24 protein-coding genes and 1 riboswitch are annotated in these 26,751 nt (G+C 38.9%); of the genes, 21 read left to right on the top strand and 3 right to left on the bottom strand.

Annotated features, from left to right (window positions below; genetic code table 11):
- The first annotated feature begins 37 nt into the window (after positions 1-37).
- Positions 38-237, top strand: a riboswitch (cobalamin riboswitch).
- A 138-nt stretch (positions 238-375) separates the two neighbouring features.
- Genes QNH17_RS17130 through QNH17_RS17120 form a run of 3 tightly spaced genes read left to right on the top strand, consistent with a single transcriptional unit; the run spans position 376 to position 4,194 of the window.
- Positions 376-2,664 carry a ribonucleoside-diphosphate reductase subunit alpha gene (locus tag QNH17_RS17130; protein WP_283879531.1) on the top strand — a complete coding sequence of 763 codons (2,289 nt, stop codon included), beginning with the start codon at positions 376-378 and terminating at the stop codon, positions 2,662-2,664.
- Positions 2,665-2,698: 34 nt separating this feature from the next.
- On the top strand, positions 2,699-3,745 hold the full coding sequence (locus QNH17_RS17125) for a ribonucleotide-diphosphate reductase subunit beta (RefSeq protein WP_283873742.1): 1,047 nt from the start codon (positions 2,699-2,701) through the stop codon (positions 3,743-3,745).
- Complete coding sequence (locus QNH17_RS17120; RefSeq protein WP_283873741.1) at positions 3,742-4,194, top strand: flavodoxin domain-containing protein; 453 nt, start codon at positions 3,742-3,744, stop codon at positions 4,192-4,194. Before QNH17_RS17125 ends, QNH17_RS17120 begins: the two co-directional genes overlap by 4 nt.
- Positions 4,195-4,267: 73 nt before the next feature.
- Here QNH17_RS17120 and pepF read toward each other — a convergent pair whose 3' ends face one another.
- Positions 4,268-6,082: an oligoendopeptidase F gene (gene pepF / locus QNH17_RS17115; RefSeq protein WP_283873740.1), complete on the bottom strand. Its 1,815-nt coding sequence runs from the start codon at positions 6,080-6,082 to the stop codon at positions 4,268-4,270.
- Between the two features lie 197 nt (positions 6,083-6,279).
- On the opposite strand from pepF, the gene QNH17_RS17110 reads away from it, so the two are divergent.
- From QNH17_RS17110 to QNH17_RS17095, 4 genes are all read left to right on the top strand, one after another.
- A complete protein-coding gene (locus tag QNH17_RS17110) occupies positions 6,280-6,759 on the top strand; it encodes a PaaI family thioesterase (protein WP_283873739.1) in 480 nt (159 codons plus the stop codon).
- A gap of 250 nt (positions 6,760-7,009) precedes the next feature.
- Positions 7,010-7,390 (top strand): CidA/LrgA family protein, encoded by a 381-nt coding sequence (locus QNH17_RS17105; protein WP_283873738.1) that lies wholly within the window; start codon positions 7,010-7,012, stop codon positions 7,388-7,390.
- A complete protein-coding gene (locus QNH17_RS17100) occupies positions 7,371-8,063 on the top strand; it encodes an LrgB family protein (RefSeq protein ID WP_283873736.1) in 693 nt (230 codons plus the stop codon). The genes QNH17_RS17105 and QNH17_RS17100 overlap by 20 nt, the downstream gene beginning before the upstream one ends.
- Positions 8,064-8,224: 161 nt before the next feature.
- Positions 8,225-8,620, top strand: coding sequence for a hypothetical protein (locus QNH17_RS17095; protein WP_283873735.1), 396 nt, complete (start codon positions 8,225-8,227; stop codon positions 8,618-8,620).
- Between the two features lie 8 nt (positions 8,621-8,628).
- Here QNH17_RS17095 and QNH17_RS17090 read toward each other — a convergent pair whose 3' ends face one another.
- The gene (locus QNH17_RS17090; RefSeq protein ID WP_283873734.1) at positions 8,629-9,549 is read right to left on the bottom strand and encodes a TetR/AcrR family transcriptional regulator; all 921 of its coding nucleotides are present in this window, start codon (positions 9,547-9,549) and stop codon (positions 8,629-8,631) included.
- Between the two features lie 184 nt (positions 9,550-9,733).
- Between QNH17_RS17090 and QNH17_RS17085 the strand changes: the two genes are divergently transcribed.
- The 3 genes from QNH17_RS17085 (at position 9,734) to QNH17_RS17075 (ending at position 12,860) form a co-directional block, all read left to right on the top strand.
- On the top strand, positions 9,734-11,275 hold the full coding sequence (locus QNH17_RS17085) for a DHA2 family efflux MFS transporter permease subunit (protein ID WP_283873733.1): 1,542 nt from the start codon (positions 9,734-9,736) through the stop codon (positions 11,273-11,275).
- Positions 11,276-11,400: 125 nt separating this feature from the next.
- Positions 11,401-12,003, top strand: coding sequence for a branched-chain amino acid aminotransferase (locus tag QNH17_RS17080; RefSeq protein WP_283873732.1), 603 nt, complete (start codon positions 11,401-11,403; stop codon positions 12,001-12,003).
- A gap of 83 nt (positions 12,004-12,086) precedes the next feature.
- Positions 12,087-12,860 carry a cobalamin-binding protein gene (locus QNH17_RS17075; protein WP_283873730.1) on the top strand — a complete coding sequence of 258 codons (774 nt, stop codon included), beginning with the start codon at positions 12,087-12,089 and terminating at the stop codon, positions 12,858-12,860.
- A 59-nt stretch (positions 12,861-12,919) separates the two neighbouring features.
- Here QNH17_RS17075 and QNH17_RS17070 read toward each other — a convergent pair whose 3' ends face one another.
- Entirely contained in the window at positions 12,920-13,219 is a 300-nt protein-coding gene (locus QNH17_RS17070) for a hypothetical protein (protein ID WP_283873728.1), read from the bottom strand.
- Positions 13,220-13,467: 248 nt separating this feature from the next.
- On the opposite strand from QNH17_RS17070, the gene QNH17_RS17065 reads away from it, so the two are divergent.
- From QNH17_RS17065 to pduL, 11 genes are all read left to right on the top strand, one after another.
- Positions 13,468-14,154, top strand: coding sequence for an oxidoreductase (locus tag QNH17_RS17065; RefSeq protein WP_283873726.1), 687 nt, complete (start codon positions 13,468-13,470; stop codon positions 14,152-14,154).
- Between the two features lie 17 nt (positions 14,155-14,171).
- Positions 14,172-14,978: a uroporphyrinogen-III synthase gene (locus QNH17_RS17060; protein ID WP_283873725.1), complete on the top strand. Its 807-nt coding sequence runs from the start codon at positions 14,172-14,174 to the stop codon at positions 14,976-14,978.
- Between the two features lie 637 nt (positions 14,979-15,615).
- Positions 15,616-16,986: an NAD(P)-dependent oxidoreductase gene (locus QNH17_RS17055; protein WP_481858528.1), complete on the top strand. Its 1,371-nt coding sequence runs from the start codon at positions 15,616-15,618 to the stop codon at positions 16,984-16,986.
- Between the two features lie 33 nt (positions 16,987-17,019).
- Entirely contained in the window at positions 17,020-18,306 is a 1,287-nt protein-coding gene (gene preA / locus QNH17_RS17050) for an NAD-dependent dihydropyrimidine dehydrogenase subunit PreA (protein ID WP_283873724.1), read from the top strand.
- 22 nt (positions 18,307-18,328) lie between these two features.
- Positions 18,329-19,747, top strand: coding sequence for a dihydropyrimidinase (gene hydA / locus QNH17_RS17045; RefSeq protein WP_283873723.1), 1,419 nt, complete (start codon positions 18,329-18,331; stop codon positions 19,745-19,747).
- A 40-nt stretch (positions 19,748-19,787) separates the two neighbouring features.
- On the top strand, positions 19,788-20,003 hold the full coding sequence (locus QNH17_RS17040) for a hypothetical protein (protein WP_283873722.1): 216 nt from the start codon (positions 19,788-19,790) through the stop codon (positions 20,001-20,003).
- A 123-nt stretch (positions 20,004-20,126) separates the two neighbouring features.
- Positions 20,127-21,758, top strand: coding sequence for a PucR family transcriptional regulator (locus tag QNH17_RS17035; RefSeq protein WP_283873720.1), 1,632 nt, complete (start codon positions 20,127-20,129; stop codon positions 21,756-21,758).
- Between the two features lie 154 nt (positions 21,759-21,912).
- Positions 21,913-23,376, top strand: coding sequence for a CoA-acylating methylmalonate-semialdehyde dehydrogenase (locus QNH17_RS17030; protein WP_283873719.1), 1,464 nt, complete (start codon positions 21,913-21,915; stop codon positions 23,374-23,376).
- A 92-nt stretch (positions 23,377-23,468) separates the two neighbouring features.
- Positions 23,469-24,824 (top strand): aspartate aminotransferase family protein, encoded by a 1,356-nt coding sequence (locus QNH17_RS17025; protein ID WP_283873718.1) that lies wholly within the window; start codon positions 23,469-23,471, stop codon positions 24,822-24,824.
- A 307-nt stretch (positions 24,825-25,131) separates the two neighbouring features.
- Positions 25,132-26,094 carry a DNA-binding transcriptional repressor DeoR gene (locus tag QNH17_RS17020; RefSeq protein WP_283873717.1) on the top strand — a complete coding sequence of 321 codons (963 nt, stop codon included), beginning with the start codon at positions 25,132-25,134 and terminating at the stop codon, positions 26,092-26,094.
- Positions 26,087-26,746 carry a phosphate propanoyltransferase gene (gene pduL, locus QNH17_RS17015; protein WP_283873716.1) on the top strand — a complete coding sequence of 220 codons (660 nt, stop codon included), beginning with the start codon at positions 26,087-26,089 and terminating at the stop codon, positions 26,744-26,746. Before QNH17_RS17020 ends, pduL begins: the two co-directional genes overlap by 8 nt.
- Positions 26,747-26,751 lie beyond the last annotated feature (5 nt).

The raw sequence follows: 26,751 nt of genomic DNA, 5'->3' as shown, positions 1-26,751 counted from the left end.
CATATTGTTTTGAATTTTGCAAATTAAACTATATATTGTGTTAGCCTTAAGAGGAGATGCCCATTGTGGCTTAATAGGGAATCTGGTGTAATTCCAGAACTGCCCCCGCAACTGTAAATGCTGACGAAATGAACAAACCACTGTATAAGATTGTCTAATCTATTAGGTACTTATATGGGAAGGGTTCAAAGTAGGTAGAAGCATGAGTCAGGAGACCTGTCTTTCTTAAGATGTTTCAACTTCTTCGGGGATTGGGAAGATGAACGGTGGCGACAGGAGGCATTGGATATTTTATTTTTTCCTTTTGTAATGTTATCGTTTCATCCGCTCAATTACCGTTGAGCGGATTTTTTTATTATAGGGGGAAATGAAATGATGATTGAGGAACTGCAATCAGAACTAAATTACGTTTTAGAATCTTTAGAACAAGTTTCAGGGAAATATCAGATTAATACAATGGAACTTAGAGAACGATTAAGCCAACTTGATGTAACAGAGCTAGAAGCAAACCAACAAGCTTTGGTTTATGCAGTGAATCAAATCGCAATGGACCAGCCAGATTGGACATTTGTCGCTGCCCGTCTTTATTTGAATGAACTATATGGAAAGGCTGCTAAAAGTCGCGGATATGAACGTTCTCTAGAATATGGAGACTTTTATAGCTTAATAAAAGAATTAACAGATATAGGAATCTATGCTAATGAACTTTTAAACTTATATAGTAAGGATGAAATCGACCAGCTAGCAAAAGAGATAAGACCAGAACAAGATTTATTATTTAATTACATAGGGTTATTTTTACTGGCGGATCGCTATCTTGCTCAAGATTATAATCGAAATGTTTATGAACTACCTCAGGAACGGTTCATGATTATTGCGATGACTATTATGAAGGATGAAAAGCAGTCAGATCGCCTGCACCTTGTGAAGGAGGCATATTGGGCATTAAGTCATTTATATATGACGGTTGCCACACCGACTCTAGCGAATGCGGGGAAAAGCTTTGGGCAGCTTTCTTCCTGCTTTATTGATACGGTTGATGACTCACTTGATAGCATCTATTTAAATAATTGGGATATTGCTCGGTTAAGTAAAGATGGCGGAGGAATTGGAATCTATTATGGTAAAGTTCGAGCCCTTGGTTCGGATATTAAGAGATTTAAAGGAAACTCATCCGGTGTGGTTCCATGGATAAAATTAGTAAATGATACAGCTGTCAGTGTTGATCAGTTAGGTCAACGTCAAGGTGCCATTGCTGTATACCTTGATTTGTTCCATAAAGATATCATGAACGGGTTCCTTGATTTGAAAACAAATAATGGGGATGAACGCCGTAAAGCCCATGATATTTTCACAGGTGTCACCATACCAGACCTCTTTATGAAAAAGTTGGAAGAGAAAGATGAGCATGGAAGAAGCATTGGACAGTGGCATACATTTTGTCCCCATCAAGTAAAACAAATGATGGGCTGGAAGGATGAACAGGGGAACCTGCTTGGACTTGAGGACTTTTATGATGAGACAGATGTTAAATATTTTACCGAGAAATATGAAGAGGCAGTAGGTAACCCGCTTCTTCCCCGCAAAACCTATCGTGCCATGGATATTATGACACGGATCATGGTTGCTCAATTAGAGACAGGCACCCCGTACATGTTTTATCGTGATGAAGTAAACAGACAAAATCCAAATAAGCATGTATTGGGCAAAGGGCGTACATCCATTTTCTGCAGTAACCTTTGTACAGAAATTGCTCAAAATATGTCTGCAACGACGATTGTTAAGGAGTACCAAAATGATGAAGGCCATATCGTGATTGTCCGGAAACCAGGTGATTTCGTAGTTTGTAATTTATCTTCTATTAATCTAGCAAAAGCAGTACCGGCGAATGTCTTAGAACGTCTCATTCGTATACAGGTGAGAATGCTTGATAACGTGATAGATTTAAATACCATAACGGTTGGACAGGCTCAGGTTACAAATAAAAAGTACAGAGCCGTTGGGCTAGGTACGTTTGGCTGGCACCACTTATTAGCGCTAAAAGGGATGTACTGGGAATCCGAAGAGGCGGTTAAGTATGCAGATCATTTGTATGAGGAGATTGCGTTCCATACCATCTGTTCGTCAATGGAGCTGGCAAAGGAGAAGGGGGCTTATAGCCAGTTTAGTGGTTCTGAATGGCATACTGGGGAGTATTTTGAACGGAAAGGTTACCAATCAGAAAGGTGGAATCAGCTGATGAGGGATGTATCAAATCATGGGATCCGGAATGGTTGGTTAATGGCGATTGCACCCAACTCCTCAACGGCGAAGATCGGAGGTTCCACAGATGGAATCGATCCCATCTATTCGGTTGAATATGCAGAGGAAAAGAAGAACTTTAAATTTAAAGTGACCGCACCTGATTTAAATCATAGAACATACGAATATTATCGTCGTTCGAGACATGAATTAGATCAAATTTGGAGTATTAAACAGAATTCCGCACGAGGGCGCCATATTGATCAGGGGATTAGCTTTAACCTCTATGTTAGGCACGATATTAAGGCCAAAGACTTGCTAAACCTTCATATGGAAGCTTGGAAGCAAGGTTTAAAGACCACTTATTATGTCAGAAGCACATCGCAAACTGAAATTGACGAATGTGAGGCATGCCACAGCTAACACCTTTTTAAAATCGATCGGAGGAAAAATTTTTATGGATATTCACATACCACTGCCTAGAATTAAATTGCTAAACCCTGATTTTCCTAATAAATCCACTGGGATTATTAACGGACTATCATCTGGATTGCTCAACTGGAATGATATTGCCTACCCGCAAATGTACGATTTATATCAAACTTTGTTATCAAATTTTTGGAAAGCACAAGAAATTAATATGCAAGATGATATTAAGCAGTGGGATCTTCTCAGTGCGACAGAACAAGATGTTTTCTTGCGGATTAATACACAACTTGCTTCATTAGATAGCCTGCAAACACCTACCATGTGTCAAGTGATGGACTACGTAACAGATTCTAGTTTTAAAGCAATATTTGCGGTGATTGCTCAGCAGGAAGCGGTACACAATGAATCCTATTCCTACATATTAAGTTCTCTAGTACCAATAAATGAACAAAAAGAACGGTTCAATCAAGCAAAAAATGATCCCATCGTCCGAAAAAGAAACGAACTGATCTTAGATGCTTATGAGAGTTTCCGAGAGAATCCATCACCTCAAAACTTGTTTCAACTTGGTGTGAACTCTATAAATCTTGAGGGTATATATTTTTATGCTGGTTTTGCTTTTTTCTATCATCTTGCCCGCCAGCAAAAAATGCTGAAGACAAGTACAATGATTAGTTATATCCAACGAGATGAAATGCAGCATGCTTATTTTATGGCACAGTTTCTCCGGATTCTCTTAACAGAAAATCCGGAATTGAATACAGAAGCGAATATTGAATATTTATACACATCGGTTGGTCAAGCTGTTCAACTTGAAAAAGAATGGGCTCATGTGATTTTGAAAGATATAGAAGGGATTGAATTGAGCGAGTACGAAGAATACACGGAATACCTTGCTAATAAGCGGCTGCGCCAGCTTGGATTACAGAACTTATTTAAAGAGAGAGTCAACCCGATGCCTTGGATTCATATTTTCAGTGATGAAATGATGAATGAAACAAAATCCGATTTCTTTGAACAGAAGTCGAGGACCTATGCTAAGGTAACGCAATCCAACGGTTTCGATGAATTATGAAAGTTGCAATCGTGTATTCTTCTAAAACTGGAAATACAGAAGAAGTTGTTCATTTGATTCGTAAGTTATTTTTAAAAGAAAGGATTGATGTCACTCTTTATCGGATAGCAGAATTACAAATTAAGGACCTAATCAATTACGAGGCTGTTGTGATTGGAACCTATACTTGGGGAAATGGGGAAATTCCTCAAGAAATGATGGAATTATATCGTGCATTCGAAACATTGAATGTGAAGAGGATCTTGACAGGAGTCGTAGGCACAGGAGATAGTGGTTATCCGAAGTTTTGCGGCGCTGTTGATGAATTTAGAGATATGCTGTACGTTCACACAAAATTAATTGCCACACTGAAGATTGAGGTAAACTTACAAATGTATGACATTGATCGGTGTCTTAAGTTTGTTAGTGTTTTCAGGGATCGGTTAAACCAGAGACAAACTATAAGATAGTAAATTAAGTTGGTTGATTACGGTGTTAAAGTGAATTTTAAAAACCCTTGTGGCACAAGGGTTTTTTCTATATTTATTGATATGATTTTTCTAATTCTTCAATTAAAGTTCCTACATACTTTACAGCTTTCCGGATTGGGTCGGGCTTCGACATATCAATGCCTGCATGTTTCAATAATTCGAGCGGTTTCAATGTTCCACCGGCACGAAGAACCTCGAGCCATCGGTCAACCGCGGGCTGACCTTCCTCCTGAATCAACTGCGCAATCGCGGTCGATGCCGTCAATCCTGCTGAATAGGTGTATGGATATAAGCCCATATAATAGTGCGGTTGACGCATCCACGTTAAACTGGCCCCATCATCGATTTCAACAGTGTCTCCCCAGAATTCGGATAGAACTGCCCCAGTTACTTCTGTTAATGTTTTGGCAGTTAATGCAATCCCATTCTCGGCGAGAGCATAAACTCTGCGTTGATATTCTGCTTCCAGCAAGTGTGTGACAAAGTTATGATAATAGGTACCGAGCAGCTGCAGGACAACCCAGCGGCGCATTTGTTTATCCACCGTTGTGGATAGTAAATGCTGACCTAATAGCATTTCATTCATGGTAGACGGGGCTTCGATAAAATACATCGATGGTCGCACATTCATGATCCGCTGATTTTTATTTGCCAAAAAGAAATGTCCTGCATGGCCAAATTCGTGAGCTAAAGTGAAACAGCCGCGCATATTATTCTGCCAGGTGATAAGAATGTAGGGGTGTGCCCCATAAGGGCTTGAGCAAAAGGCGCCCGTTGATTTTCCCACATTATCAGCTAGGTCAACCCAGCGCTCTTTAAAGCCTCTTTCAATTATGTTAGTGTACTCAGGTCCCATGACTTTAAGAGAATCCATAATGATTTTGCTTGCTTCTTCAAAGGTTGTTTCCGGATTAAACTCAGGGTCCAACGGTGCCTTTAAGTCACAAAATAACATTTTATCCAGACCTAAAATCCGTTTCTTTAACTGTGCGAATTTACGCATATGCGGTGCTAGCTCTTTATAGATAATATCGATCTGATTGTTGTACATTTCAGGTGTAACCTGATGCGGTTCAAGGAGCATATGGGTCACAGAATCATACTTTCGTAAACGTGCGAGGGTAACTTGTTTAGTGACCTCGGTGGCATAGGTTGCTGCCATGGTATTGTTATATTGTTTTAGCGTTGCGACGAAAGAGTGATAGGCTTTCCTGCGAACGTCTGTATCAGGTGAGAATTCATAACGACTTTCAAACAATGCAAACGATACAGGTAATTCGTTTCCCTCGCCGTTTATAATTGGTGCGAACTGCATATCAGCTAACTTTGTCATTTGATAAATTTGATATGGGGAGCCTTGTAGTTCTCCAAGTGCTGCCAATGCTTCTTCTGTTTCTGGTGACAACGTATGCTTTTTTGTTTGAAGGAGGTCAACTAAGTTTTTCTTAAATGCTGCAAGCCTTGGTTCTTCTTTGAGATATTGTTCAACTGTTCCTTCTTCAAACGCAAGAATTTCAGAGTTAATAAAAGATAACGCAGCAATACTTTTTGTCCGTAATGAAGAAAACTTAGCCATATTGGCTTGATTTATGGGATCAGATCCATCCGCCGATTGCTTTAAACTGGCAAACGTCCACGCTTTAATGATTCGCATCGATAATTGTTCTTTTGCACATAAGCAATCCAATAAAGCTTTAGAACTACTATGTAATGTACCTTTAAATCTATGAAACTGTGCAATTTGTCTTTCAATCTCTATCAATTCAGCTTCCCAAGCTTCTTCTGAAACAAATAAATCATCTAGGTTCCACGTTAAATCCTCTGGAACTTCTGCACGAGTCAGCCGTCTCTCTACCGTTTTTCCCATCAAATATCGCCTCCAAAGTATTTCGTAATACTGAATATAATCTTATAATATTTGAAAATTATGTCAAATGAATGTTGGTGTCAGGCACCATGTGAAAGAAGTTCATATTTCAAATATTTAGTTAATTGATTGACCTGAGAATTTTTTCAGTGATATTATGTTAATGAAAGCGTTTTCGGTTAAGGGGGAGAAGTTTAATGGAAGATAAGGTTGTAAATGCAATTCAAGATGAATATCCGGATGATTTTGCCTGGTGTTATGGCTGTGGTCGATTGAACGAAGAGGGTCATCATTTTCGGACTGGCTGGCAGGGGGAGCAGACAGTAACAATTTTTACACCAGAAGCAGAACATTTAGCACTTCCTGGTTTTGTTTATGGCGGGATTGTTGCCTCGTTAATAGATTGTCATGGAACTGGGTCTGCTGCATTGGCGCTGCATCGAAAAAATGGACATGAAGCGGGTGATGGTACGGAGCCCCCAAGGTTCGTAACGGCTTCCTTGAATGTGAACTTTCTCAAGCCCACTCCACATGGGCTACCTTTAAAAGCAATTGGTCGCGTACATGAAATACACCCTAAAAAGTTTAAGGTTGAGACAGAAGTTTATGCGAACGATATTCTCTGTGCTCGGGGCGAGGTCGTCGCTGTTGTCATGCCTAAATCCTTCCTTAAATAAGTATAAAAATATTTAGTTTTTAGCCGATTCCTACTACTGGGAATCGGTTTTTTGATTTATCATAGAAAACCCGAAATAAAAGAAGATTTTCTAACATCTATTAAACCGCTTTTAAAAAATTTATGTTAGAAATCATTCCACATTTACAGAAAAACTTAAAAAGGTGTGCAATACTGACGTTAGAGAAATTAATTGTGACCCCATTAATAAATTAAATGGTGGTTAAATTTAAAACCAGGGGGTGAGCCGAATGGTTCGCGCTATTGCTCAGTTTCTCACAATATTAGTTATATATTTAACTGGAACAAGGCTCGTTACTTGGCTTGAACTACCTGTCCCAGGAAGTATTGTCGGTATGGCACTTTTATTCTTTGCATTGGTATCAGGTGTATGTAAGCTCCAATGGGTCGAAGCAGCAGCCCAGCTGCATATTAAACATATAACACTTTTATTTATTCCATTTATAGTAGGTGTTTGGCATTTTGCAGGGATTTTTAGAGTAGAAGGAATCAAATTAGCCATCATCCTTGCAGCAAGCAGCCTGGTTGTTCTTCTTGTGACAGCTTTTATGGCTGAGTATTTAGAAACTAAAAGGAAAAGGAGTAATCAAAATGGGAACAATAATCTCTAATATATTACTATGTACCAGTATAACTGTAATAAGTTATGCAGCAGGGAATAAGGTGTTTAAAACGTATAACAAGGCATGGTTAAATCCGTTATATACGGTAACGGTGTTCATCATGTGTTTATTGGCGCTGTCTCATGTCCGAGTGACCCAATATTCATCTGGAACAGGATTATTCTCACTTTTACTAGGAACTGCTACCGTGTCTCTCGCTGTTCCCTTATATAAACATGTGAGAATGATTAAGAAAAATTTCCTAATTATATTCTGGGCGGTAATGCCAGGCACATTAACAGGTGTAATATCAATTATCTTGTTGACGAAGTCTTTGCACATGAATAAGGAAATAATGTTGTCACTTATTCCAAAATCGGTTACTGCTCCAATTGCCTTATCAGTTTCCCAGTCATTAGGGGGGATACCGTCACTGACGATTTTATTTGTCTGTATATCTGCGGTTTTTTCTTTAATAATTGGACCGTTTCTTTTAAATATAACTCGGATTAGAAGTAGGATTGCTAAGGGGTTAGCGTTAGGCACATCTGCTCAAGCAATTGGTGCCAACCGTGCATTTGAATGGGGAGAATTAGAAGGGGCCATGGGGAGTATTGCGATGATTACCTCCGCGGTGATTATGTCTGTTATGATACCCCTATTTTTACAATTTTCCTTTTGAAAAATTAACTTTTAATCCAAATTTATAGTTCAAAACCGTCCTTACTAAAAACCATTTTAATGAAAATGTAATATTTCTATCCGAAACCAAAATTACCCATCCTTCGTCAAATTATATATAGAGATATATAAGGAGGCGAACAGGTGGAGGGGATTAGAAAAATGGCCGTTACCTTAGTGATCGTTTCGGTCATAGGATATGGTCTAGTTGTCAGCAGTTTTGGTTCTGCACTTTTTCAGGAGGGGAATCCCATACCATTAATGATTTCTGCTTTAAAGCTTCACTTTTCTGATTCTGAATTTGAACTTTTCTCCAAAACAGAGAAACGAAGTAAATATTTATCGGAAAGTAATGGAAATAGCAATTATAATGTGGTAAAAAAATATATGAAATCAAAAGGTTGGAAGTTTCAAGAACAGATGGGTTCAGGGCTTATATTTACAAAAAATGGTGAAGATGCAATCGTAGTGGTAAAACAATATTCAAGGAATTATTTTATTTGGGAAATTCAACAACGCTTTTCAAATGATAAAAGCTTTACATACACAAACCCCTAATCCTTAGATTAGGGGTTTGTGTCTTCCGCCTCCATAGAACTATAAAAAGCTTCAATTAGTTCATCAAGCTGCCCGAGTTCCTTTTTCCAAAGTGAAGCAGGGTTTTGCTTTAAAGATGTAAGGGCACTTTGAATAAGAAACTTTCTTGGGGATCTTGTATGGATGATTTCTTCTTGTATAAAATCCAAAAGTTCATTGTATTTGTTTTGTTCTTCTACATCCTGAATGTTCTTCGTTATTAACGCCCTTAATGTTAGGGCTACTTTCACCAACTGGGTCAATATCTCATGATTGTTCTGTTGGCAGCCAGGGACCCATTTTTCTAAAGTTTTAGGTTCGATTAATTGCTCCCCTGATTCAGCAACTTCATCAACCATTTTAACCATTCGCGCTACACAGTAGCGGACCACACTGCTTACTTTTTCACCCGATTCATGGGCCATCCGATTGTATTGAATATTATATTGAATGATCCCTTGAAACATAATGGCACAGTCTAAAAGGAATGGTTTTTTGTCTTCTCCGAAGATGTCGATAAACCGATTGTAATACCAACGAAGTGAATTTAAACGAGCCCGTTGGATATATTGTTTGAGGTCTGCGTCATTAGATGCTAATACTTCCTCATATAAGGCAAGTAATTTATTTTTCCTATTAGAAATCATTTGTAATTCCACTTGTTTAATGAAAATTTCAATACTAGAAGGGTTTTGACCGATTAATAAATCGTTTCGGTCTTTTTCTAGTTTCTTATAAATTGTTTTATAAATAGCGATTAATAATTCACTTTTAGATGAAAAATAATTATAAAATGTTCCTTTAGAAATCCCGCTATAGTCTAAAATATCCTGGATAGACGTTGCTTGAAACCCTTTTTCGATGAATAATTGATGAGCCATATTTACAACATGCAGTTTTCGGTCATTCATAAAATCACCACTTATTTCAATTTGTACTAATAGTATAAAAATATAGTACATTATTTAAAGCATGAATACAAACCCATAATTTTTCAGGTTTTTTTAATTGCAAAAATTGAACTGAGCGTATATTATTATCTAAGTGTGAAATAGGGGTATAAAAAGTTGAACAAATATTATAGGGGGAAATTTAATGGATCAAACGATAAAAAAGACTAGCAAACCACCATACGGAATACTTGCCGTATTAATGGTTGGAGCTTTTATTGCTTTCTTAAATAACACTTTACTTAATATAGCATTACCGTCAATCATGAAGGATTTAGAGATTGAAGCAGCTACGGTTCAATGGCTGACAACTGGTTTTATGTTAGTGAACGGAATTCTCATTCCATTATCAGCCTATTTAATTCAAAAATTTTCTGTTCGTCAGTTATTCTTAGCTGCGATGATTTTGTTTACATTAGGAACCATTTTAGCAGGATTTGCACATGCCTTTCCATTGTTATTAACGGGTCGGATGGTTCAGGCTTCAGGGTCAGCGATCATGATGCCGTTGTTAATGAATGTTATGCTAACTAGTTTTCCAGTCGAGAAACGTGGAATGGCGATGGGGGTTTTTGGTTTAGTGTTAATGTTTGCCCCAGCCATTGGACCGACTTTGTCAGGCTGGATTATCGAGCACTATGACTGGAGAATGCTTTTCCATTTTGTCACACCAATCGCAATTGTCGTTGTTTTACTTGGTGTTTTCTTACTTAAAGATAAAAAGGAAAAAGTCAATATCCGCCTGGACTTTCTATCTGTGGTGTTATCAAGTATCGGATTCGGTGGAATTCTTTATGGTTTTAGTAAAGCAGGTACAAAAGGATGGGATAGTCCTGAAGTCTACGGTACCCTCGCAATCGGGGTTATTTGTTTGGTAATATTTATCCTTCGTCAATTAAGCCAAGAACTGCCACTGCTTAACTTCCGGATTTATAAATACCCAATGTTTGCTTTATCATCTGCTATTTCTATGATTGTTACGATGGCGATGTTTTCAGGTATGATCCTCTTGCCAATTTATGTCCAAACGATTCGAGGGATTTCTCCTTTGGATGCTGGCTTATTGTTACTGCCAGGTGCCATTTCAATGGCAATTATGATGCCGATAACAGGGAAATTATTCGATAAATTTGGTGGACGTACGTTAGCCATTATTGGTTTAGGGATTACAGTGGTAACTAGTTATTTGTTTAGTAAATTAACACTTGAAACAACTTATACTCATTTAATTATTTTATATACAATCCGCATGTTCGGGATGTCCATGGTGAATATGCCTGTTACGACTAACGGCTTGAACCAATTACCAGCACGCTTTTACCCACACGGTACAGCGATGAACAATACGATGTCGCAGGTATCAGGTGCGATTGGTACGGCATTGTTAGTAACAGTGATGACAAACCGTGCGAAAACACATGCAACTGAATTGATTGCAGCAGCTAAAAAGGCTGTACCAGCAAATCCGTCTGTAAAAATAACGGAGGCGATGCAATTAAAAATGCAGCATGATATTCAAATGAAAGCTATGTTAGAAGGTATTAATGATGCATTCTTTGTTACCGTCTTTATCGCCGGTCTTGCATTGGTTCTTGCGTTATTTATTAAACGCGCGAAGCAAGCGGAAGATCCAGGGGATGTAAAGCCTTCTACTCATAAGGTGAAAGCAAAGTTAGCGGAGAATTAATTTCCAAACTGAGGGGTGACGTACATAGTCACCTCTTTTTTTGTCTAAAAAGATATGGTTACATTTGCTTTTTTAGTCATAAACAATCAAAATTAGAAACATATATTCATTAGGAGGATATTCTGATGTTAAAAGACCAAATCAAACAGTACATAACTGAACAGCAAAATAGCCCAAACGGAAAAGGGATTACTATTTTTAAAGAAGAAAAGGAATATGTTGAAAAAAATCAGTTGGTGCATGAAATTCAATTTTTAGAGCTGGATGAGAGTGTTCGTTTCGCTGACGCTTACATTGAACGTTGTGATAAAGAAACAGAAAACATGCTGAAGAATGAATCATCATCCTTTTTAAATCAACCCTTGGATTACTTAAAAAAGCATAAAAATGAATTTATCTATATGGAATCGAATTGGTTTGATGTAATTAGTGTCGAAGCTGTTTCTTTAGAAGCGGATGATGTTTTTGGGACCTATGATGTCATGTTAGGCCTAAAGCTGCAAAAGAAATTTGATAAATCGTTAAAGCAACATTTAAATAGCTTTTTACACGGGGAAGAAGCAAAATTTGATTTAATGTTTAGTCAAGAGGATGGTTTATGGAATTTGAATTTTGCCTTAAATTATGTTGAAGGTTTCAAGGAAGAGTTAACTATAGGTGAGGCGTTCCAGCTCATATATCGTTTTTTATTTCAGTTGGTGGAAGCAGTGGAAGGGGACCGGAAATAAATTTAATTAAAGACGCATGGATAGTAATCGATATCCATGCGTTTTATGATTATTCGCTAAATAGGGAGGAGAGATGTTAAAAGATGCGAGTCATTTCCTTATGCCCAAGTAATACCGAAATTATTGAATATCTCGGTTTAACACACTTATTGGTCGGAGTCGATGATTTTTCCGATTGGCCCTCTTCAATTGAGAGTCTGCCTAAATTAGGTCCCGATTTGTCAATTAATATGGATTTGGTTGAAGAATTACAGCCAGATTTGGTCCTTGCATCTTTAAGTGTTCCAGGGATGGAGAAAAATGTGGAAGCTTTACAGATAAGAGGAATTCCACACCTAGTGTTAAATCCGCAATCACTTACAGACATTGAAAATGATTTAATGATAACGGCTGAAGCACTCGGAGAGCATAAACGCGGAGTAGAGGCGGTCAAGCAATTTCGTTTTCGCCTTGAAAAAGTTAAACAGAGAGGTGCAAATTACGATTACAAGCCAAATTTGTACTGGGAATGGTGGCCAAAGCCAATTTTTACTCCAGGAAAAATAAACTGGCTCACGGAGATTTCTGAGGCTGCTGGGGCAGTGAATATCTTTCAGGATGTGGATTTGGCAAGTGTTCAAACGGAATGGGAGGATGTATTAAGACGTAAACCCGATTTCATTTGTCTTGCTTGGGTAGGAGTGAGAAAAGAAAAAATCCACAAAAGCATTGTAAAGAAGCGGGATGGATTTGAAAAACTAGGATATGAAAGTGATGATCGAATTCTAATTCTTGAGGAAGAGCTTTACTGCAGACCCTCGCCACGGCTCATTGTTGGTTTAGAAAGATTAGTAGAGTTAATCCATAGGGTTCACTGAGTACATTGTAATGATTAGGGTAAATGAAAAGGGAGGGTTTTGTAGCCCTCCCAAAAAATTCAACTAAAATCCTGCTCGGAAATCGAGATCGCCGAACCGGTTGAAGTATGTGCGTTTATCCATCCTAGCGAGGTTTCCGATACATTCGTCCAATCAGGAATTATTTCCTTATGCTGCTCAACCCAACTCATACAGTATTGTGGATCAATATTATAATCAAGGCACTGAGCTAAGAAAGATTGGATGGTTTCTTCATTACAATTCTGCCATGATCCACATGTATTACTCCACACATTTTCCATTTTTGTTTGCAGGGAAACCTCATTGATAAAATTACTAAATTGAAAATCGTTTGGCATATATGTTCCTCCTTTAATAAAAATTCACATTCATAAGTATGTCCAATCTGAAAATAATTGAACAAAAAACCATCTATTATTTCAAAAACGAATAATAGTTTTTCTGACTTTATGGTGTAATTTTATTTCTCAATCTAAAGCAATAAGCTCCAATGAATTTACTTATGAGGACTAATATTCTTCATTATTCCTAGAGATTGTGTAATAATCTTAATAAAGAAGTTGGTTGGATTATAAGGAGAGTAGATATGGAAAACAAAAGAAAAACAGCTCTAATACTAGGTGCTACCGGACTAGTAGGAAATGAATTGGTAAAAATCCTCATCCAACAAAAAAATTATGAAAAAATCCATTTGTTAGTGCGAAGACCAATTGTAAGTCCTGATTCTTCATGTGAAGTGCATGTAGTTGATTTTGAGCAACTTCATACATACTTAGAATTATTTAAAGTAACGGACGTTTTTTGCTGTTTAGGAACGACAATTAAAAAAGCAAAAAGCAAAGAAGCTTTTCGAAAAGTAGATTATGAATATCCAGTCGAGGCAGCTAAAATAGCGAAAAAAAGTGAGGTAGAGAAATTTCTTATTATTACCGCAATGGGATCAAATGCTAAATCAAGTATTTTTTATAATCGAGTTAAGGGTGAAGTGGAAGAATCTTTAGGTAATTTAAGTTTACCATCTGTACATATTTTTAGGCCATCACTTTTATTAGGGGAAAGAAAAGAATTTCGTTTCGGCGAAAAAATTGCCGCAAAAACAAGTGCTATTATCAATGTACTAATGGTTGGTCCATTACGACCTTATAAAGCCATTGAAGCTAAAACCGTTGCAACGGCAATGGCAGTAGTAGCGAAATTTGGTAAAAGTGGGATGAATATTTATCCTTCGCATAAGATCGATCAAATCGAAAAAAAAAAAAATATTATTATTTAGTCTGAGAGGTAAGTACGATGGAAAAGGGTTTGACTGGAAAACAAGTTGTTATCTGTGGTTCGCGAAAGATAGAAGAAATAAGTATACTAATTGAAAAACAGGGAGGGGTTCCTCTCGTTCGACCTCTTCAAGGGACAGTGTTTTTAGCCGAGAAAGAGGTAGAACCAGATGTACGTGAATTCGTGGAAAATGGGGCTGATTGGGTCATTTTTACCACTGGGATTGGCTTTGAGACACTTGTGGATTTAGCAGCAAAACTTGGATTAAGTGATTTATTTTTTAAGAATATTCGTGAAGCCAAGATCGCCTCTAGAGGATATAAAACACTCTCTGCTCTGAAAAAATATGATCTAAAACCACATGTAGTTGATGTGGATGGAACAACGAAAGGATTAGCACTTGCACTCGAAAACGTTGATTTCTCAGGAACAAGAGTTATGGTTCAACTCCATGGCGAAACAGCACCTGCATTAACAACATTCTTAGAAGAGCGTGGGGCAACTGTAAAAAAAATCCTACCATATCAGCATATTGCACCTGATAATGAGATAGTAGATCGGTTAATACATGAATTACAGTTCGATAAATGTGACGCAGTTTGCTTTACCACTGCCACTCAGGTACACTCGCTCTTTGAATATGCAAGAGAACATAAGATTTATACAGATATCGTGGCCGCTTTCAATAAAAAGGTCGTTGCTGGAGCGGTTGGGAAAGTAACCGAAGCGGCTTTAAAAGATGAGGGAATCGAAAGAATTGTGGTTCCTGAAAAGGAAAGAATGGGGGCAATGGTGGTCGAGTTAGCTAAATATTTTTTGATTTAGATTTTTAAGTGTACCTCCATTTCGGCTGGTACACTTTTTTTTGGGAGAACTGAAATGCAAAAATAGTAGAAAATGTCGAGAAATTTTTACTCGAGCTGTATTAAGGAATTTGTTATTTTTAGTAAAATGAAGTCAGATTAAACAAGTAAAATTCAGATGATTAAACCTTCCAGAGCCACGAAAAAAAGTATGTAAGAAAAATTGACAATTCGATAGATTATTACAATTTTTTTGGTATCATTATGTTAAATTGAAAAAGTATTCAGAAAAGAGTACAAATAAGGCTTGCCCTCTTTTAAAAACTTTATCTAAAATTCCCTTTTAATGCTAACATACATCAATGTTCCCTCCCTGATTCTACATTCTTAGGAGACATCTTACTATTTTACATAATGGTTAAATTATTGCATGCATCATTTTACAGATTGTTAGGTGAAATGCCTATTAACAGTCTGTAAAATTAAAATAAGATGCAGAATTTTCTGCAAAATACATATATGTACAAAAGGAGTTGGTCCCTTTTTGGTAGTATTCAATTATTAAAGCGCTTACATTTTAATTTCAGTAAAAAACAGGACAACTTTCTGCCTTCAAAAAAGTTTTGAAAAATCGATAAATAATTGAAGGAGGTTTCTCTATGGCGAATGAAAAAATGCAGCGCATTTCACTATCTAATCTTGAAAAGAACTTTCTAGAAGTGGAAAGTGGGCTGACAAACAGAGAGGCTGTTGAAGAATCTAATCGCTGCCTCTACTGCTATGACGCTCCGTGTATTAAAGCATGTCCAACAGGTATTGATATTCCTACTTTTATTAAAAAAATTGCTTCAGGAAACTTATTAGGATCTGCCAAAACAATCATGTCATCCAATCCTGTCGGTGCAAGTTGTTCACGGGTATGTCCTACTGAAGAATTATGTGAAGGGGCTTGCGTCCTAAATCACTCTACTAAACCAATTATGATTGGTAATTTACAAAGATATGCTACTGATTGGGCAATGGTCAATAATCAGACACTCTTTCAACCAGGTCAATCGAATGGAAGAACAGTTGCTGTCATCGGCGGGGGCCCGGCTGGACTATCCGCAGCAAGAGAACTGGCAAGGTTAGGATACGAGGTTACGATCTTTGAAGGTTCCGAGAAAGCGGGTGGTTTAAATACGTACGGAATAGTTTCTTTCCGGTTACCGCAAAGAATTTCTTTCTGGGAAGTTGAACAGGTTGAGAAATTGAATGTCGATATTAGAACTAACACGTTGGTCGGTAAGGATATTTCTGTCGAAGAAATCACTGAAAATTTTGATTATATCATCCTGGCAGTAGGTATGGCACATGTACCAAACCTTGGTGTGGAAGGTGAAAACCTTGAGGGTGTTTTTGATGCGATTGAATTTGTTAAAGCAACCAAAAGTGGTCAGTTATCTGAAGATTTTGTTGGAAAACGCGTGGTTGTCATTGGGGCCGGAAATACTGCTATTGATGGGGCGACCTGTTCTGTCCGGTTAGGAGCAGAAAACGTCAAAATCTTATATCGAAGAACGGAAGAAGAAATGACCGCCTATGACTTTGAATATGAATTTGCCAAACAGGACGGTGTAGAATTCCGCTGGTTAACGGCTCCAAAACGGATAATTGGTGATGAAACAGGAAAGGTGACTGGCATTGAGTGTATCAAAATGGAACTTGGCGAGCCTGAAAAAGATGGTCGACGACGTCCAACAGCTATTGCAGGGTCGGAGCATATCCTTCCGGTCGATGCAGTGGTGAAAGCGATAGGTCAAACCAGACATCTTAACCTGATTGAAGAGTTCGGTATAGAGCATAATGGCGGGGTTGTAAAGGTCGATTCTGAAACCTTACAAACCTCCAACCCAAAAGTATTTGCATGCGGAGATGTTGTGTTTGGAAAAGGAAATGGAGACGCCATGGTCGTTACGGCTGCACAACAAGGGAAAGATGTGGCATATGCGATCCATAAGCAATCTTCCTTCGTCGGGACGGCAAACTAATATCTCAAATGAAAATAGAGGGGAGAAAAATAGATGGCTGATTTACGTATCAATCTTGCAGGGATTAAATCTCCTAACCCGTTCTGGCTGGCGTCAGCACCGCCGACCAATTCTGGCTATCAAGTGCAGAGAGCCTTTGAAGCAGGATGGGGTGGGGCAGTTTGGAAAACACTGGGCGATCCGATTCTGAATGTATCTTCAAGATTTGCCGCTATAAGCTTTAACGGGCAAAGAGTGGCAGGTTTCAATAATATTGAACTTATAACTGACAGACCATTGGATGTTAATTTAAAAGAAATCTATGAAACTAAGAAGCGTTTTCCAAACCATTCAATCATTGCTTCGCTCATGGTGGAACCGAAGCAAGAGAAGTGGCATGAGATTGTTAAACGTGTCGAAGATGTCGGGGTGGATGGACTGGAGTTGAATTTCGGATGTCCCCACGGGATGGCTGAACGTGGCATGGGTTCTGCTTCAGGACAGGTACCAGCTTTGGTGGAACGGCAAACCTATTGGGCGAAGGAAGTAGCTAAAACACCTGTTATTGTAAAGTTAACTCCAAATATTACCGATATAACCGCTACGGCGGAAGCTGCCTGCAATGGTGGTGCTGATGCGATTTCTATGATCAATACAATTAATAGCTTGATGGGGGTCGACCTTGATTCATGGAATACCATTCCCCATGTTGCCGGAAAAGGAGCACACGGCGGATATTGTGGACCTGCAGTAAAGCCGATTGCCTTAAATATGGTCGCAGAGTGTGCAAGGCATCCACGTATTAACGTCCCAATTTCAGGGATTGGCGGGATTTCTAACTGGAAGGATGCTGTTGAGTTTATGTTAATGGGTGCAACTGGTGTACAAGTTTGTACAGCCGCTATGCACCATGGTTTCCGCATTGTCGAGGACATGATTGAAGGTCTTAGCAATTACCTCGATAGCAAAGGAATTGCTTCGGTATCTGATATCATCGGGAAATCTGTTCCTAGATACTCAGATTGGGGTAATTTGGATTTAAATTACAATATTGTTGCACAAATCAATACGGATGTTTGTATTAATTGTAATAAATGCCACATTGCCTGTGAAGATACTTCCCACCAGTGTATCGATATGTTGAAAGACGAAAATGGGAAGAGTTACCTCAAGGTACGTGAAGAAGATTGCGTCGGCTGTAACTTATGCTCGATTGTTTGTCCTGTCGATGGAGCCATTGACATGGTGGAAGCCACGAGGGAATTAGCACCGATGACCTGGAATGAACGACAAGCTGCCTTAAGCGGTGTGGTTGAGTGTAAAGCAGATATTACGAAGTAAATAATACTAAGGAGGGAATATAATGAAAAAAATAATCAAAAATGGCACGATTGTTACCGCGGCTGACACGTATCAAGGAGAAATATTAATTGAGGATGGTAAGATCACACAAATAGGCTCAAATTTATCAGCAATCGGTGCGGAAGTTATCGACGCAAAAGGCTGTTTTGTTTTTCCAGGCGGGATTGATCCACACACTCACCTTGACATGCCTTTTGGAGGAACGGTAACAAAGGATGATTTTGAATCTGGCACGATTGCGGCTGCCTTCGGCGGGACGACAACGGTTATTGATTTTTGCTTAACCAACAAGGGTGAGCCTTTGAAAAACTCTATTCAAACCTGGCATGCAAAATCGAAAGAGAAAGCGGTCATTGATTATGGGTTCCATTTAATGATCTCAGAAATCAATGAAGATGTACTGGGTGAACTTCCACAGGTTATTAATGAAGAAGGTATTACCTCCTTTAAGGTATTTATGGCATACAAAAATGTATTTCAAGCGGATGATGAAACATTGTTTAAGACCTTAATATCCGCAAAAGAACATGGTGCCTTGGTAATGGTCCATGCAGAAAACGGCGATGTTATTGATTTCTTAACAAAAAAAGCCCTCGACGAAGGAAATACAGCACCTATTTACCATGCATTAACAAGACCTCCTGAGTTAGAGGGAGAAGCAACTGGACGTGCGGCAAATTTTACGGGGCTTGCTAATTCACAGTTATATGTGGTCCATGTCTCCTGTGCGGATGCAGTAGAACAAATTGCTAAAGCACGCAGTAAGGGCTTTGATGTTTGGGGGGAAACGTGCCCGCAGTATTTAGTCCTTGATCAAAGCTATTTAGAGAAACCGAATTTCGAAGGAGCAAAATACGTTTGGTCACCGCCGCTTCGAGAAAAGTGGAATCAAGATGTTTTATGGAATGCTTTGAAGAGCGGTCAACTTCAAACCATCGGCTCCGATCAATGCTCCTTTGATTTTAAAGGGCAGAAGGATTTAGGAAGGGATGATTTTACTAAAATTCCGAATGGAGGCCCAATTATTGAGGATCGTTTGTCAGTTTTATTCTCTGAAGGGGTGAAAAAAGGTCGGATTAGTTTAAATCAATTTGTTGATATTACCTCAACAAGAAGCGCAAAGCTATTTGGTCTATTCCCGAAAAAAGGGACAATCGCTGTTGGTGCAGATGCAGACCTTGTGATTTTTGATCCGAATATCGAACGCGTCATTTCGGCTGAAACCCACCATATGGCTGTGGATTATAACGCATTTGAAGGAATGAAGATCACCGGAGAGCCAGTATCAGTATTGTCCCGAGGGGAATTTGTTGTCCGTGACAAGCAGTTTGTTGGCAAACCAGGTTCCGGCCAATATTTAAAGCGTGCGAAATATAATAAAAATGCGCTTGTCAACCAAAACGAAACACTATCAATCTAATAATTATTAAAGATATTTCTGAATTAAAGGGGGAGCTTAGATGTCAGATTATCAGCAATTTTTAGATGAAAGAGACAAAATTGATTTTCTTATCCAAAAGGGGTATCAGATCAGCGGTGTAAATGAGCATCTAAACGGGGCAACTGTTGAATTTGCCCACCCAAACGGAAATGTCACCGAAATACTTAAGATTGGAACAGCAAATGCCCGTAAGTATTTTACTAGTCTATTATTAAAGCAAAACCACACCAGCTAGTCCATGCCTAGAGAAATAAAGGTATACTTCCCGATCATCGAGTAGAAATAAATGAAAGGATTGGTTGCAAAGCCAATCCTTTTACAACCAATATTTCTGTTTAATTTTTCCAAGGAGAGCAAAATGATCAAAGACCATTTCCATTTAACAGTGGCAGATATCTTAAAGCGAAAGAACTTTGAACACGCACACGTTATTGCCGGAGAAAAAGGTATTCAACGATTTGTCAAATGGGTTCATGTCGTCGAGGTCACGAGTATTCGTAATCTTCTAAACGGAAATGAACTGATTCTTTCAACGGGGGTTGCTTGGAGGGAAAATACGGACTTATTTGTTTCAATGGTAAAAGAATTTCTTGATAATCAGGCTGCAGGCTTATGTATTGAAATGGGAACATACATGACAGAGATCCCTATGGAAGTCATAAATTTTGCAAATGAGCATCATTTCCCCATCATCGTTTTTTCAAAGGAAGTTCCATTTGTACAAATTACTCAAGATATTCACTCGATAATTATCAACCAGCAATACCAGATGATATCCGATTTAGAAAATTACTCCCAAAGCCTTAATAAACGACTGTTAACGATTGAAAATTATGAAGATATTCTAAAATGTATGTTTTCTTCTTTGGATGTCCAAATTATTTTCCGTTTGAAAAATCAGGATTATGAATTTATGCCAGACATTAATTTACTCGAACAAAAAACAATCATTCACCAGCTCAAGGAATTCAAAATCAACCGATGTGAAAACATTGCCTCTCAACCTATTTTCTTATTTGGGCAAGAATGCGCGGAGTTATTCATCTACTCTAAAAATCTTCCTATTAGTGAATACGATGTATTAATTTTGGATCGGACTGCAACTGCGCTAGCACAGCATTTATTAAGGGATATGTATGTTGAAGAAAAGAAGCGTGTCGAAGAGTTTGAGTGGCTGTATGGCTGGCTTGAAGGTGAGCATTCCCCCCAAAGTATTAGTGAATATTTTGCGCAGAATCGGGTCAAAACAAAAGCCAATGAAGCCGCAGTCTTAATCACAAAGCTTATTCCTCTCAAAGAAAAAATCACGCAAGATGTAACGTATTTAAAACTATTATTTCGTTCGGTTCTTGAACAGAATGGTTTCACGGTGTTTTCTGTAGAAAAAAGAAATGAAATAACATTCATTCTTGTAAACAACCGGGCGAAAAAGAATGTAAAAGAACGAATGAAAACAGCAATCGAATCCATACTTGAATCAGAGTTTATTAGAAAACAATGTTCAGTGAAAATAATGATTACCGCTGGAAGTTTTAGCGGGAATTTAAATGAAGTACATAAAAGTTATCAAACAGCAAAAGAAACTCAGCGAATCCAGCAAAAGATGTCCAATAAAGCAGACTATTATTTTTATGAAGATTTGCATTTATATCGGTTGATTTCGCAAATGAGTAAACATATCAATTTGCAAGAGTTTGCTGCAGAGTATTTACAGCCAGTTATTCATTATGATCAGAAATATAATGGCAAGTTGTTAGAGACGTTAAAAGTTTATTTAGAGTGTAATGGCTCAAAACAGGAGGCAGCGAGTAAGCTTTATATCGTCAGGCAAACGTTGTATCATCGCTTGCAAAAGCTTGAAAGCATTCTCGGTGAAGATTTTATGGAACATGAAAAACGAGTGGCCATCGAATTTATGCTGTTAGTCCAAGACTATTTAACATCATCCCATTCCATTGTAAACCATAATAAATATCGAAAACTGGAATAATGGTTGATAGTCGCTCATAACGTCAAAGAAATGCCCTGCCCTATTTTACAATGTGTCTAATGAAAGCGTGTTTTGGATACGAGATAATGAGTTTAAAAGGTCTATATTATTAGAAAAATTTGATAAACAGAGAATAATTAGGAGGTTAATATATATGACTGTATCCAAAAAGGATACGACTGTTTTACAAAATTTTATTAATGGTGAATGGGTCAACTCGAATTGCATTCAAACCCTTGTTGTCCCAAACCCGGCAACGAATGCTCTGTTAACAAAGGTTCCTATGTCAACGAAAGAGGATGTAGATCTTGCAGTTTCAGCAGCAAAAGCGGCGTTAAAAGAGTGGAAAAACGTGCCTGTCCCAAAAAGAGCAAGAATTCTTTTTAAGTATCATCATCTGTTAACGGAAAACCATGAAGAATTGGCAAGATTAATTGTGTTAGAAAATGGTAAGGCATACAAAGAAGCATACGGGGAAGTTCAGCGCGGAATCGAGTGTGTTGAATTTGCTTCTGGTGCGCCAACCCTATTGATGGGGGAATCGTTATCCGGAATTGCCGAAGACATTGATTCTGAGATGTTCCGTTATCCTGTTGGAGTTGTCGGCGGGATCACACCGTTCAACTTCCCTATGATGGTCCCGCTTTGGATGTTCCCACTTGCGATTGCCTGTGGTAACACATTTGTACTCAAACCATCAGAACGTACGCCAATATTAGCCAATCGTTTAGCAGAATTGTTTGCAGAAGCCGGAGCTCCTAAGGGCGTGTTAAATGTGGTCCACGGTGCCCATGATGTCGTCAATGGCTTACTTGATCATAAGGATATTGCGGCGATTTCATTTGTAGGCTCACAGCCAGTTGCCAAGTATGTCTATCAACGAGCTGCTGCAGAAGGTAAGAGAGTTCAAGCTCTCTCTGGTGCTAAAAATCATCATATCGTAATGCCAGATGCTGATATGGATAAGGCCGTCCAGAATATTATCAGTTCCACGTTTGGAAGTGCGGGGCAACGCTGTATGGCTTGTAGTGCGGTCGTAGTTGTCGGTGATAACGAACCATTCGTAGCTGCACTAAAGAAAAAAGCGGATGAATTAATAATTGGAAACGGTATGGATGAAGAGGTGCTGTTAACACCAATTATTCGCAAGGAACATCGTGAAAAAGTTCTTGGATATATTGAGAAAGGACTTGAAGAAGGTGCGGACTTAATTAGGGATGGCCGCAGGGAGATGGATGAACTGCCTGAAGGGAATTTCCTTGGGCCGACAATTTTTGATCACGTCACCCCAGAAATGACGATAGCAAAAGAGGAACTTTTTGCTCCGGTATTAAGCCTGCTTCGTGCCAATGATTTGGATGAAGGATTGGATTATATAAGAAAATCAAAGTTTGGCAATGGTGCAACCATTTATACCAACAATGCTAAAGCTATCCGTCAATTCCGCGAAGAAGCAGAAGCAGGTATGCTCGGTATTAATGTTGGCGTGCCAGCAACAATGGCATTCTTCCCATTCTCGGGCTGGAAAGATTCCTTCTATGGTGACATGCATGTAAACGGAAAAGACGGCGTAAATTTTTATACACGAAAGAAAATGATTACTTCACGGTTTGACTAATAAAAGCGGAAGCCACTAGCCGCTGGGTGCTGGGCTGATAGTTATCTAATTAGGTAGATGCACTATTAAGTATAAGTAATGGAGGGAAGAGGATGGTTCAAACAAGTCGATCACAGGAAACTTTGTTAGAACAGGATGATAAGTATGTATGGCACTCGATGAAGCCGTATAATCCAAACTCCACGTTAGTTGCAGCAAAGGCAGAAGGCTCTTGGGTAACAGATGCTGATGGAAAACGGTATTTAGATGCGATGGCCGGCCTTTGGTGTGTAAATATTGGTTATGGCAGGACCGAGCTAGCTGAAGCGGCCTATGAACAGTTGAAGGAAATGGCCTATTTTCCTCTATCACAAAGCCATGTTCCAGCCATTAAACTTGCTGAAAAGTTGAACCAAATGTTAGGCGATGAGTATGTTATTTTTTTCTCTAACAGCGGTTCTGAGGCCAATGAAGCCGCCTTCAAAATCGTTAGGCAGTACCACCAGCAGAAGGGTGAACATAACCGTTACAAAATCGTCTCCCGCTATCGTGCCTATCACGGTAATTCGATGGGGGCACTCGCCGCGACCGGCCAGGCACAACGAAAGTACAAATACGAACCGCTTGCACCAGGTTTTATCCATGTTTCACCACCTGATTCCTACCGGGATGATATAAATGTCAACGATCCCAAGGAACTATCCTCGGTTAAAGAAATCGATCGGACGATGACATGGGAGTTAAGTGAAACCATTGCCGCAATGATTATGGAACCGATTATTACGGGCGGCGGTGTCCTCATTCCGCCAGATGGCTATATGAAAGCCGCAAAAGAGGTATGTGAAAAACACGGGGCACTGCTCATTGTTGATGAGGTCATTTGCGGGTTTGGCCGTACCGGTAAGCCGTTCGGTTATATGAACTATGGCGTGAAACCCGACATCATTACCATGGCAAAAGGAATTACCAGTGCCTATCTGCCGCTTTCAGCCACTGCTGTACGTAAAGACATTTACGAAGCATTTAAAGGCTCAGAAGAATATGATTACTTCCGTCATGTCAATACATTTGGCGGGAATCCAGCGGCTTGTGCACTTGCTTTAAAAAATCTTGAGATTATGGAAACCGAAAATTTATTTGACCGTTCCCGTGATTTAGGTGCACAGCTTTTAAATGATTTGAAGAATCTATTGAAAGATCACCCATTTGTTGGCGATGTTCGTGGGAAAGGGTTACTGATTGGATTAGAATTAGTAAAAGATAAGCGTACCAAGGAACCTCTTGCAAATGATCTTGTCAATCAAGTCATCGCCAACTGTAAGCAGGAAGGGATTATCATTGGAAAAAATGGAGGTACCGTAGCAGGATACAATAATGTGCTAACACTTGCCCCGCCCTTAACAATTAAACAGGTGGATCTAACCTTCCTTGTAAAAACACTTTCCGAATCCCTTCAGAAAATACTTTAACTAAAAAATAGAGAACCCATGTATCTACAATTGTAACTACATGGGTTCTTTTTTATGTGGAAAAATGAGACGATTTTATAGTTCTGAAAATCTAGTAAATAAATGTCGAAATCTTTTGATAGAATGATTGACAGAGGATTTACGTCGGTTATAATTAAATTAGCAAATGTTCAATTCGTTTTTACATAATTTCACGACATGGATATACCGCTTGAACAAATGCAAACTTTTATTTTACAAATTGTTGTAACCGTTTACTTTTTGTGAAAAAGAGTTTAATAACTTTGAAAATTAGGGTGAATAAAAGATGGCGGATGAAAGGATTTCGCGCCTGGTGGAAGTGGCTAAAATGTATTATCAATTAGACTACAGCCAACAGGAAATTGCGAAAAAGTTAGGTATTTCCCGCCCCACCGTCTCTAGGCTCCTAGTCCAAGCTGTGGAAGAAGGAGTAGTCCATATAAAAATATGCGATCCCGCCGAAGATGTTCAGGAATTGGCTATGCAGATAAAGGAAAAGTTTCAATTAAAGGATTGCATTGTTGCATCCATTCCCGAATATAAGGATGAGCTGATTAAGGTGAAGCTGGGGGAAGTTTCCGCAGATTATTTATATAAGATAGTCAAAAGCGGCGATACGATTGGGATTACCTGGGGGACAACTTTATATCAACTTGTGAAACAAATTCAACCTAAGAATGTAAAGGATGTAACAATTGTCCAGCTAAATGGTGGGGTGAGTTACTCAGAATCAAATACGTATGCATCAGAAATCATTAACGGTCTAGCGCATGCATTTCAGACTATCCCACATTTCCTGCAGGTACCTGCGGTCGTAGACCATATTGTTGTCAAGCAGGCAATCATAGCAGACCGACATGTAAAAAGAATATTGGAACTAGGCAAACAGGCTAATATTGCCATTTTTACTGTCGGGGATCCTGGGGAACAATCGACACTCATGCATGCGGGATATTTTTTAGAAAACGACATTGAAATACTAAGGGCAAATCATACGGTCGGTGATATCTGTTCTAGATTTATTGATATCAATGGGCAGATAAGTCATCAAACATTAAACGAACGGACAATTGGAATCGAACTCTCACATTTATCGGAAAAAGAATACGGCATCCTCATTGCAGGCGGTAATACAAAAGTCGAAGGCATCTACGGAGCGTTAAAGGGGCGTCATGCCAATGTCCTCATTACCGATCAGTATACTGCTAAGGCATTACTCGATTTTGGGGGTGAGCACTTTAATGAATAAAGATAAAATTAGGGAAATCGTCGAAGTAATTGTTAAGAATTCTCTCAAAAATGATAAGCTGGTTCCTATTGCAGCATCTAACCGGCATATACATTTATCCCCTGAACATGTTGAACGATTGTTTGGACGCGGCTACGAATTAACTAAGCTAAAAGAATTGTCACAGCCCAACCAATTTGCAGCAAAGGAAACGGTCACACTTATCGGTCCGAAAGGAAGAATACAAAATGTTCGTGTCCTCGGACCTGCTAGAGGCAGTACACAGGCAGAAGTATCATTATTTGACGGTTTTACCCTTGGAGTGAAGCCGCCGATCCGTAATTCTGGGGATATTAAAGGGTCAGAATCAATTACCGTACAAGGACCGCGGGGACAAATTACCATTCGTGAAGGCTTGATCTGTGCCGCCCGCCATATTCATATGCACACAAGTGATGGGGAATTATTGGGCGTCAATGACGGGGACCTTGTCCAAGTAAAAGTGGATGGAGTTCGCGGGATCATTTTTTCAAATGTTTTAATTCGCATTTCTCCTAAATACAAGCTTGAAATGCATATTGACCTGGATGAAGCCAATGCAGCTGGAATCAAAAATGGACAATTGGGTGAAATTATTGCAGTCCTAAGTCCGAATCAAGTGGGTGGGGAGTAATGCTG

This window comes from Neobacillus sp. SuZ13, assembly GCF_030123365.1.
Lineage (GTDB): Bacteria > Bacillota > Bacilli > Bacillales > Cytobacillaceae > Neobacillus.
This window is presented reverse-complemented; position numbering and strand designations above follow the sequence as displayed.

Coding starts and splice junctions, on each gene's coding strand:
- QNH17_RS17065 (WP_283873726.1), top strand. CDS start 13,468: ATGGAAAACAAAAGAAAAACAGCTCTAATACTAGGTGCTACCGGACTA.
- hydA (WP_283873723.1), top strand. CDS start 18,329: ATGAAAAAAATAATCAAAAATGGCACGATTGTTACCGCGGCTGACACG.
- QNH17_RS17120 (WP_283873741.1), top strand. CDS start 3,742: ATGAAAGTTGCAATCGTGTATTCTTCTAAAACTGGAAATACAGAAGAA.
- QNH17_RS17080 (WP_283873732.1), top strand. CDS start 11,401: ATGTTAAAAGACCAAATCAAACAGTACATAACTGAACAGCAAAATAGC.
- QNH17_RS17085 (WP_283873733.1), top strand. CDS start 9,734: ATGGATCAAACGATAAAAAAGACTAGCAAACCACCATACGGAATACTT.
- QNH17_RS17130 (WP_283879531.1), top strand. CDS start 376: ATGATTGAGGAACTGCAATCAGAACTAAATTACGTTTTAGAATCTTTA.
- preA (WP_283873724.1), top strand. CDS start 17,020: ATGGCTGATTTACGTATCAATCTTGCAGGGATTAAATCTCCTAACCCG.
- QNH17_RS17095 (WP_283873735.1), top strand. CDS start 8,225: ATGGCCGTTACCTTAGTGATCGTTTCGGTCATAGGATATGGTCTAGTT.
- QNH17_RS17110 (WP_283873739.1), top strand. CDS start 6,280: ATGGAAGATAAGGTTGTAAATGCAATTCAAGATGAATATCCGGATGAT.
- QNH17_RS17025 (WP_283873718.1), top strand. CDS start 23,469: ATGGTTCAAACAAGTCGATCACAGGAAACTTTGTTAGAACAGGATGAT.
- QNH17_RS17040 (WP_283873722.1), top strand. CDS start 19,788: ATGTCAGATTATCAGCAATTTTTAGATGAAAGAGACAAAATTGATTTT.
- QNH17_RS17075 (WP_283873730.1), top strand. CDS start 12,087: ATGCGAGTCATTTCCTTATGCCCAAGTAATACCGAAATTATTGAATAT.
- QNH17_RS17030 (WP_283873719.1), top strand. CDS start 21,913: ATGACTGTATCCAAAAAGGATACGACTGTTTTACAAAATTTTATTAAT.
- pduL (WP_283873716.1), top strand. CDS start 26,087: ATGAATAAAGATAAAATTAGGGAAATCGTCGAAGTAATTGTTAAGAAT.
- QNH17_RS17035 (WP_283873720.1), top strand. CDS start 20,127: ATGATCAAAGACCATTTCCATTTAACAGTGGCAGATATCTTAAAGCGA.
- QNH17_RS17060 (WP_283873725.1), top strand. CDS start 14,172: ATGGAAAAGGGTTTGACTGGAAAACAAGTTGTTATCTGTGGTTCGCGA.
- QNH17_RS17105 (WP_283873738.1), top strand. CDS start 7,010: ATGGTTCGCGCTATTGCTCAGTTTCTCACAATATTAGTTATATATTTA.
- QNH17_RS17070 (WP_283873728.1), bottom strand. CDS start 13,219: ATGCCAAACGATTTTCAATTTAGTAATTTTATCAATGAGGTTTCCCTG.
- QNH17_RS17125 (WP_283873742.1), top strand. CDS start 2,699: ATGGATATTCACATACCACTGCCTAGAATTAAATTGCTAAACCCTGAT.
- QNH17_RS17100 (WP_283873736.1), top strand. CDS start 7,371: ATGGGAACAATAATCTCTAATATATTACTATGTACCAGTATAACTGTA.
- QNH17_RS17020 (WP_283873717.1), top strand. CDS start 25,132: ATGGCGGATGAAAGGATTTCGCGCCTGGTGGAAGTGGCTAAAATGTAT.
- pepF (WP_283873740.1), bottom strand. CDS start 6,082: ATGGGAAAAACGGTAGAGAGACGGCTGACTCGTGCAGAAGTTCCAGAG.
- QNH17_RS17090 (WP_283873734.1), bottom strand. CDS start 9,549: ATGAATGACCGAAAACTGCATGTTGTAAATATGGCTCATCAATTATTC.
- QNH17_RS17055 (WP_481858528.1), top strand. CDS start 15,616: ATGGCGAATGAAAAAATGCAGCGCATTTCACTATCTAATCTTGAAAAG.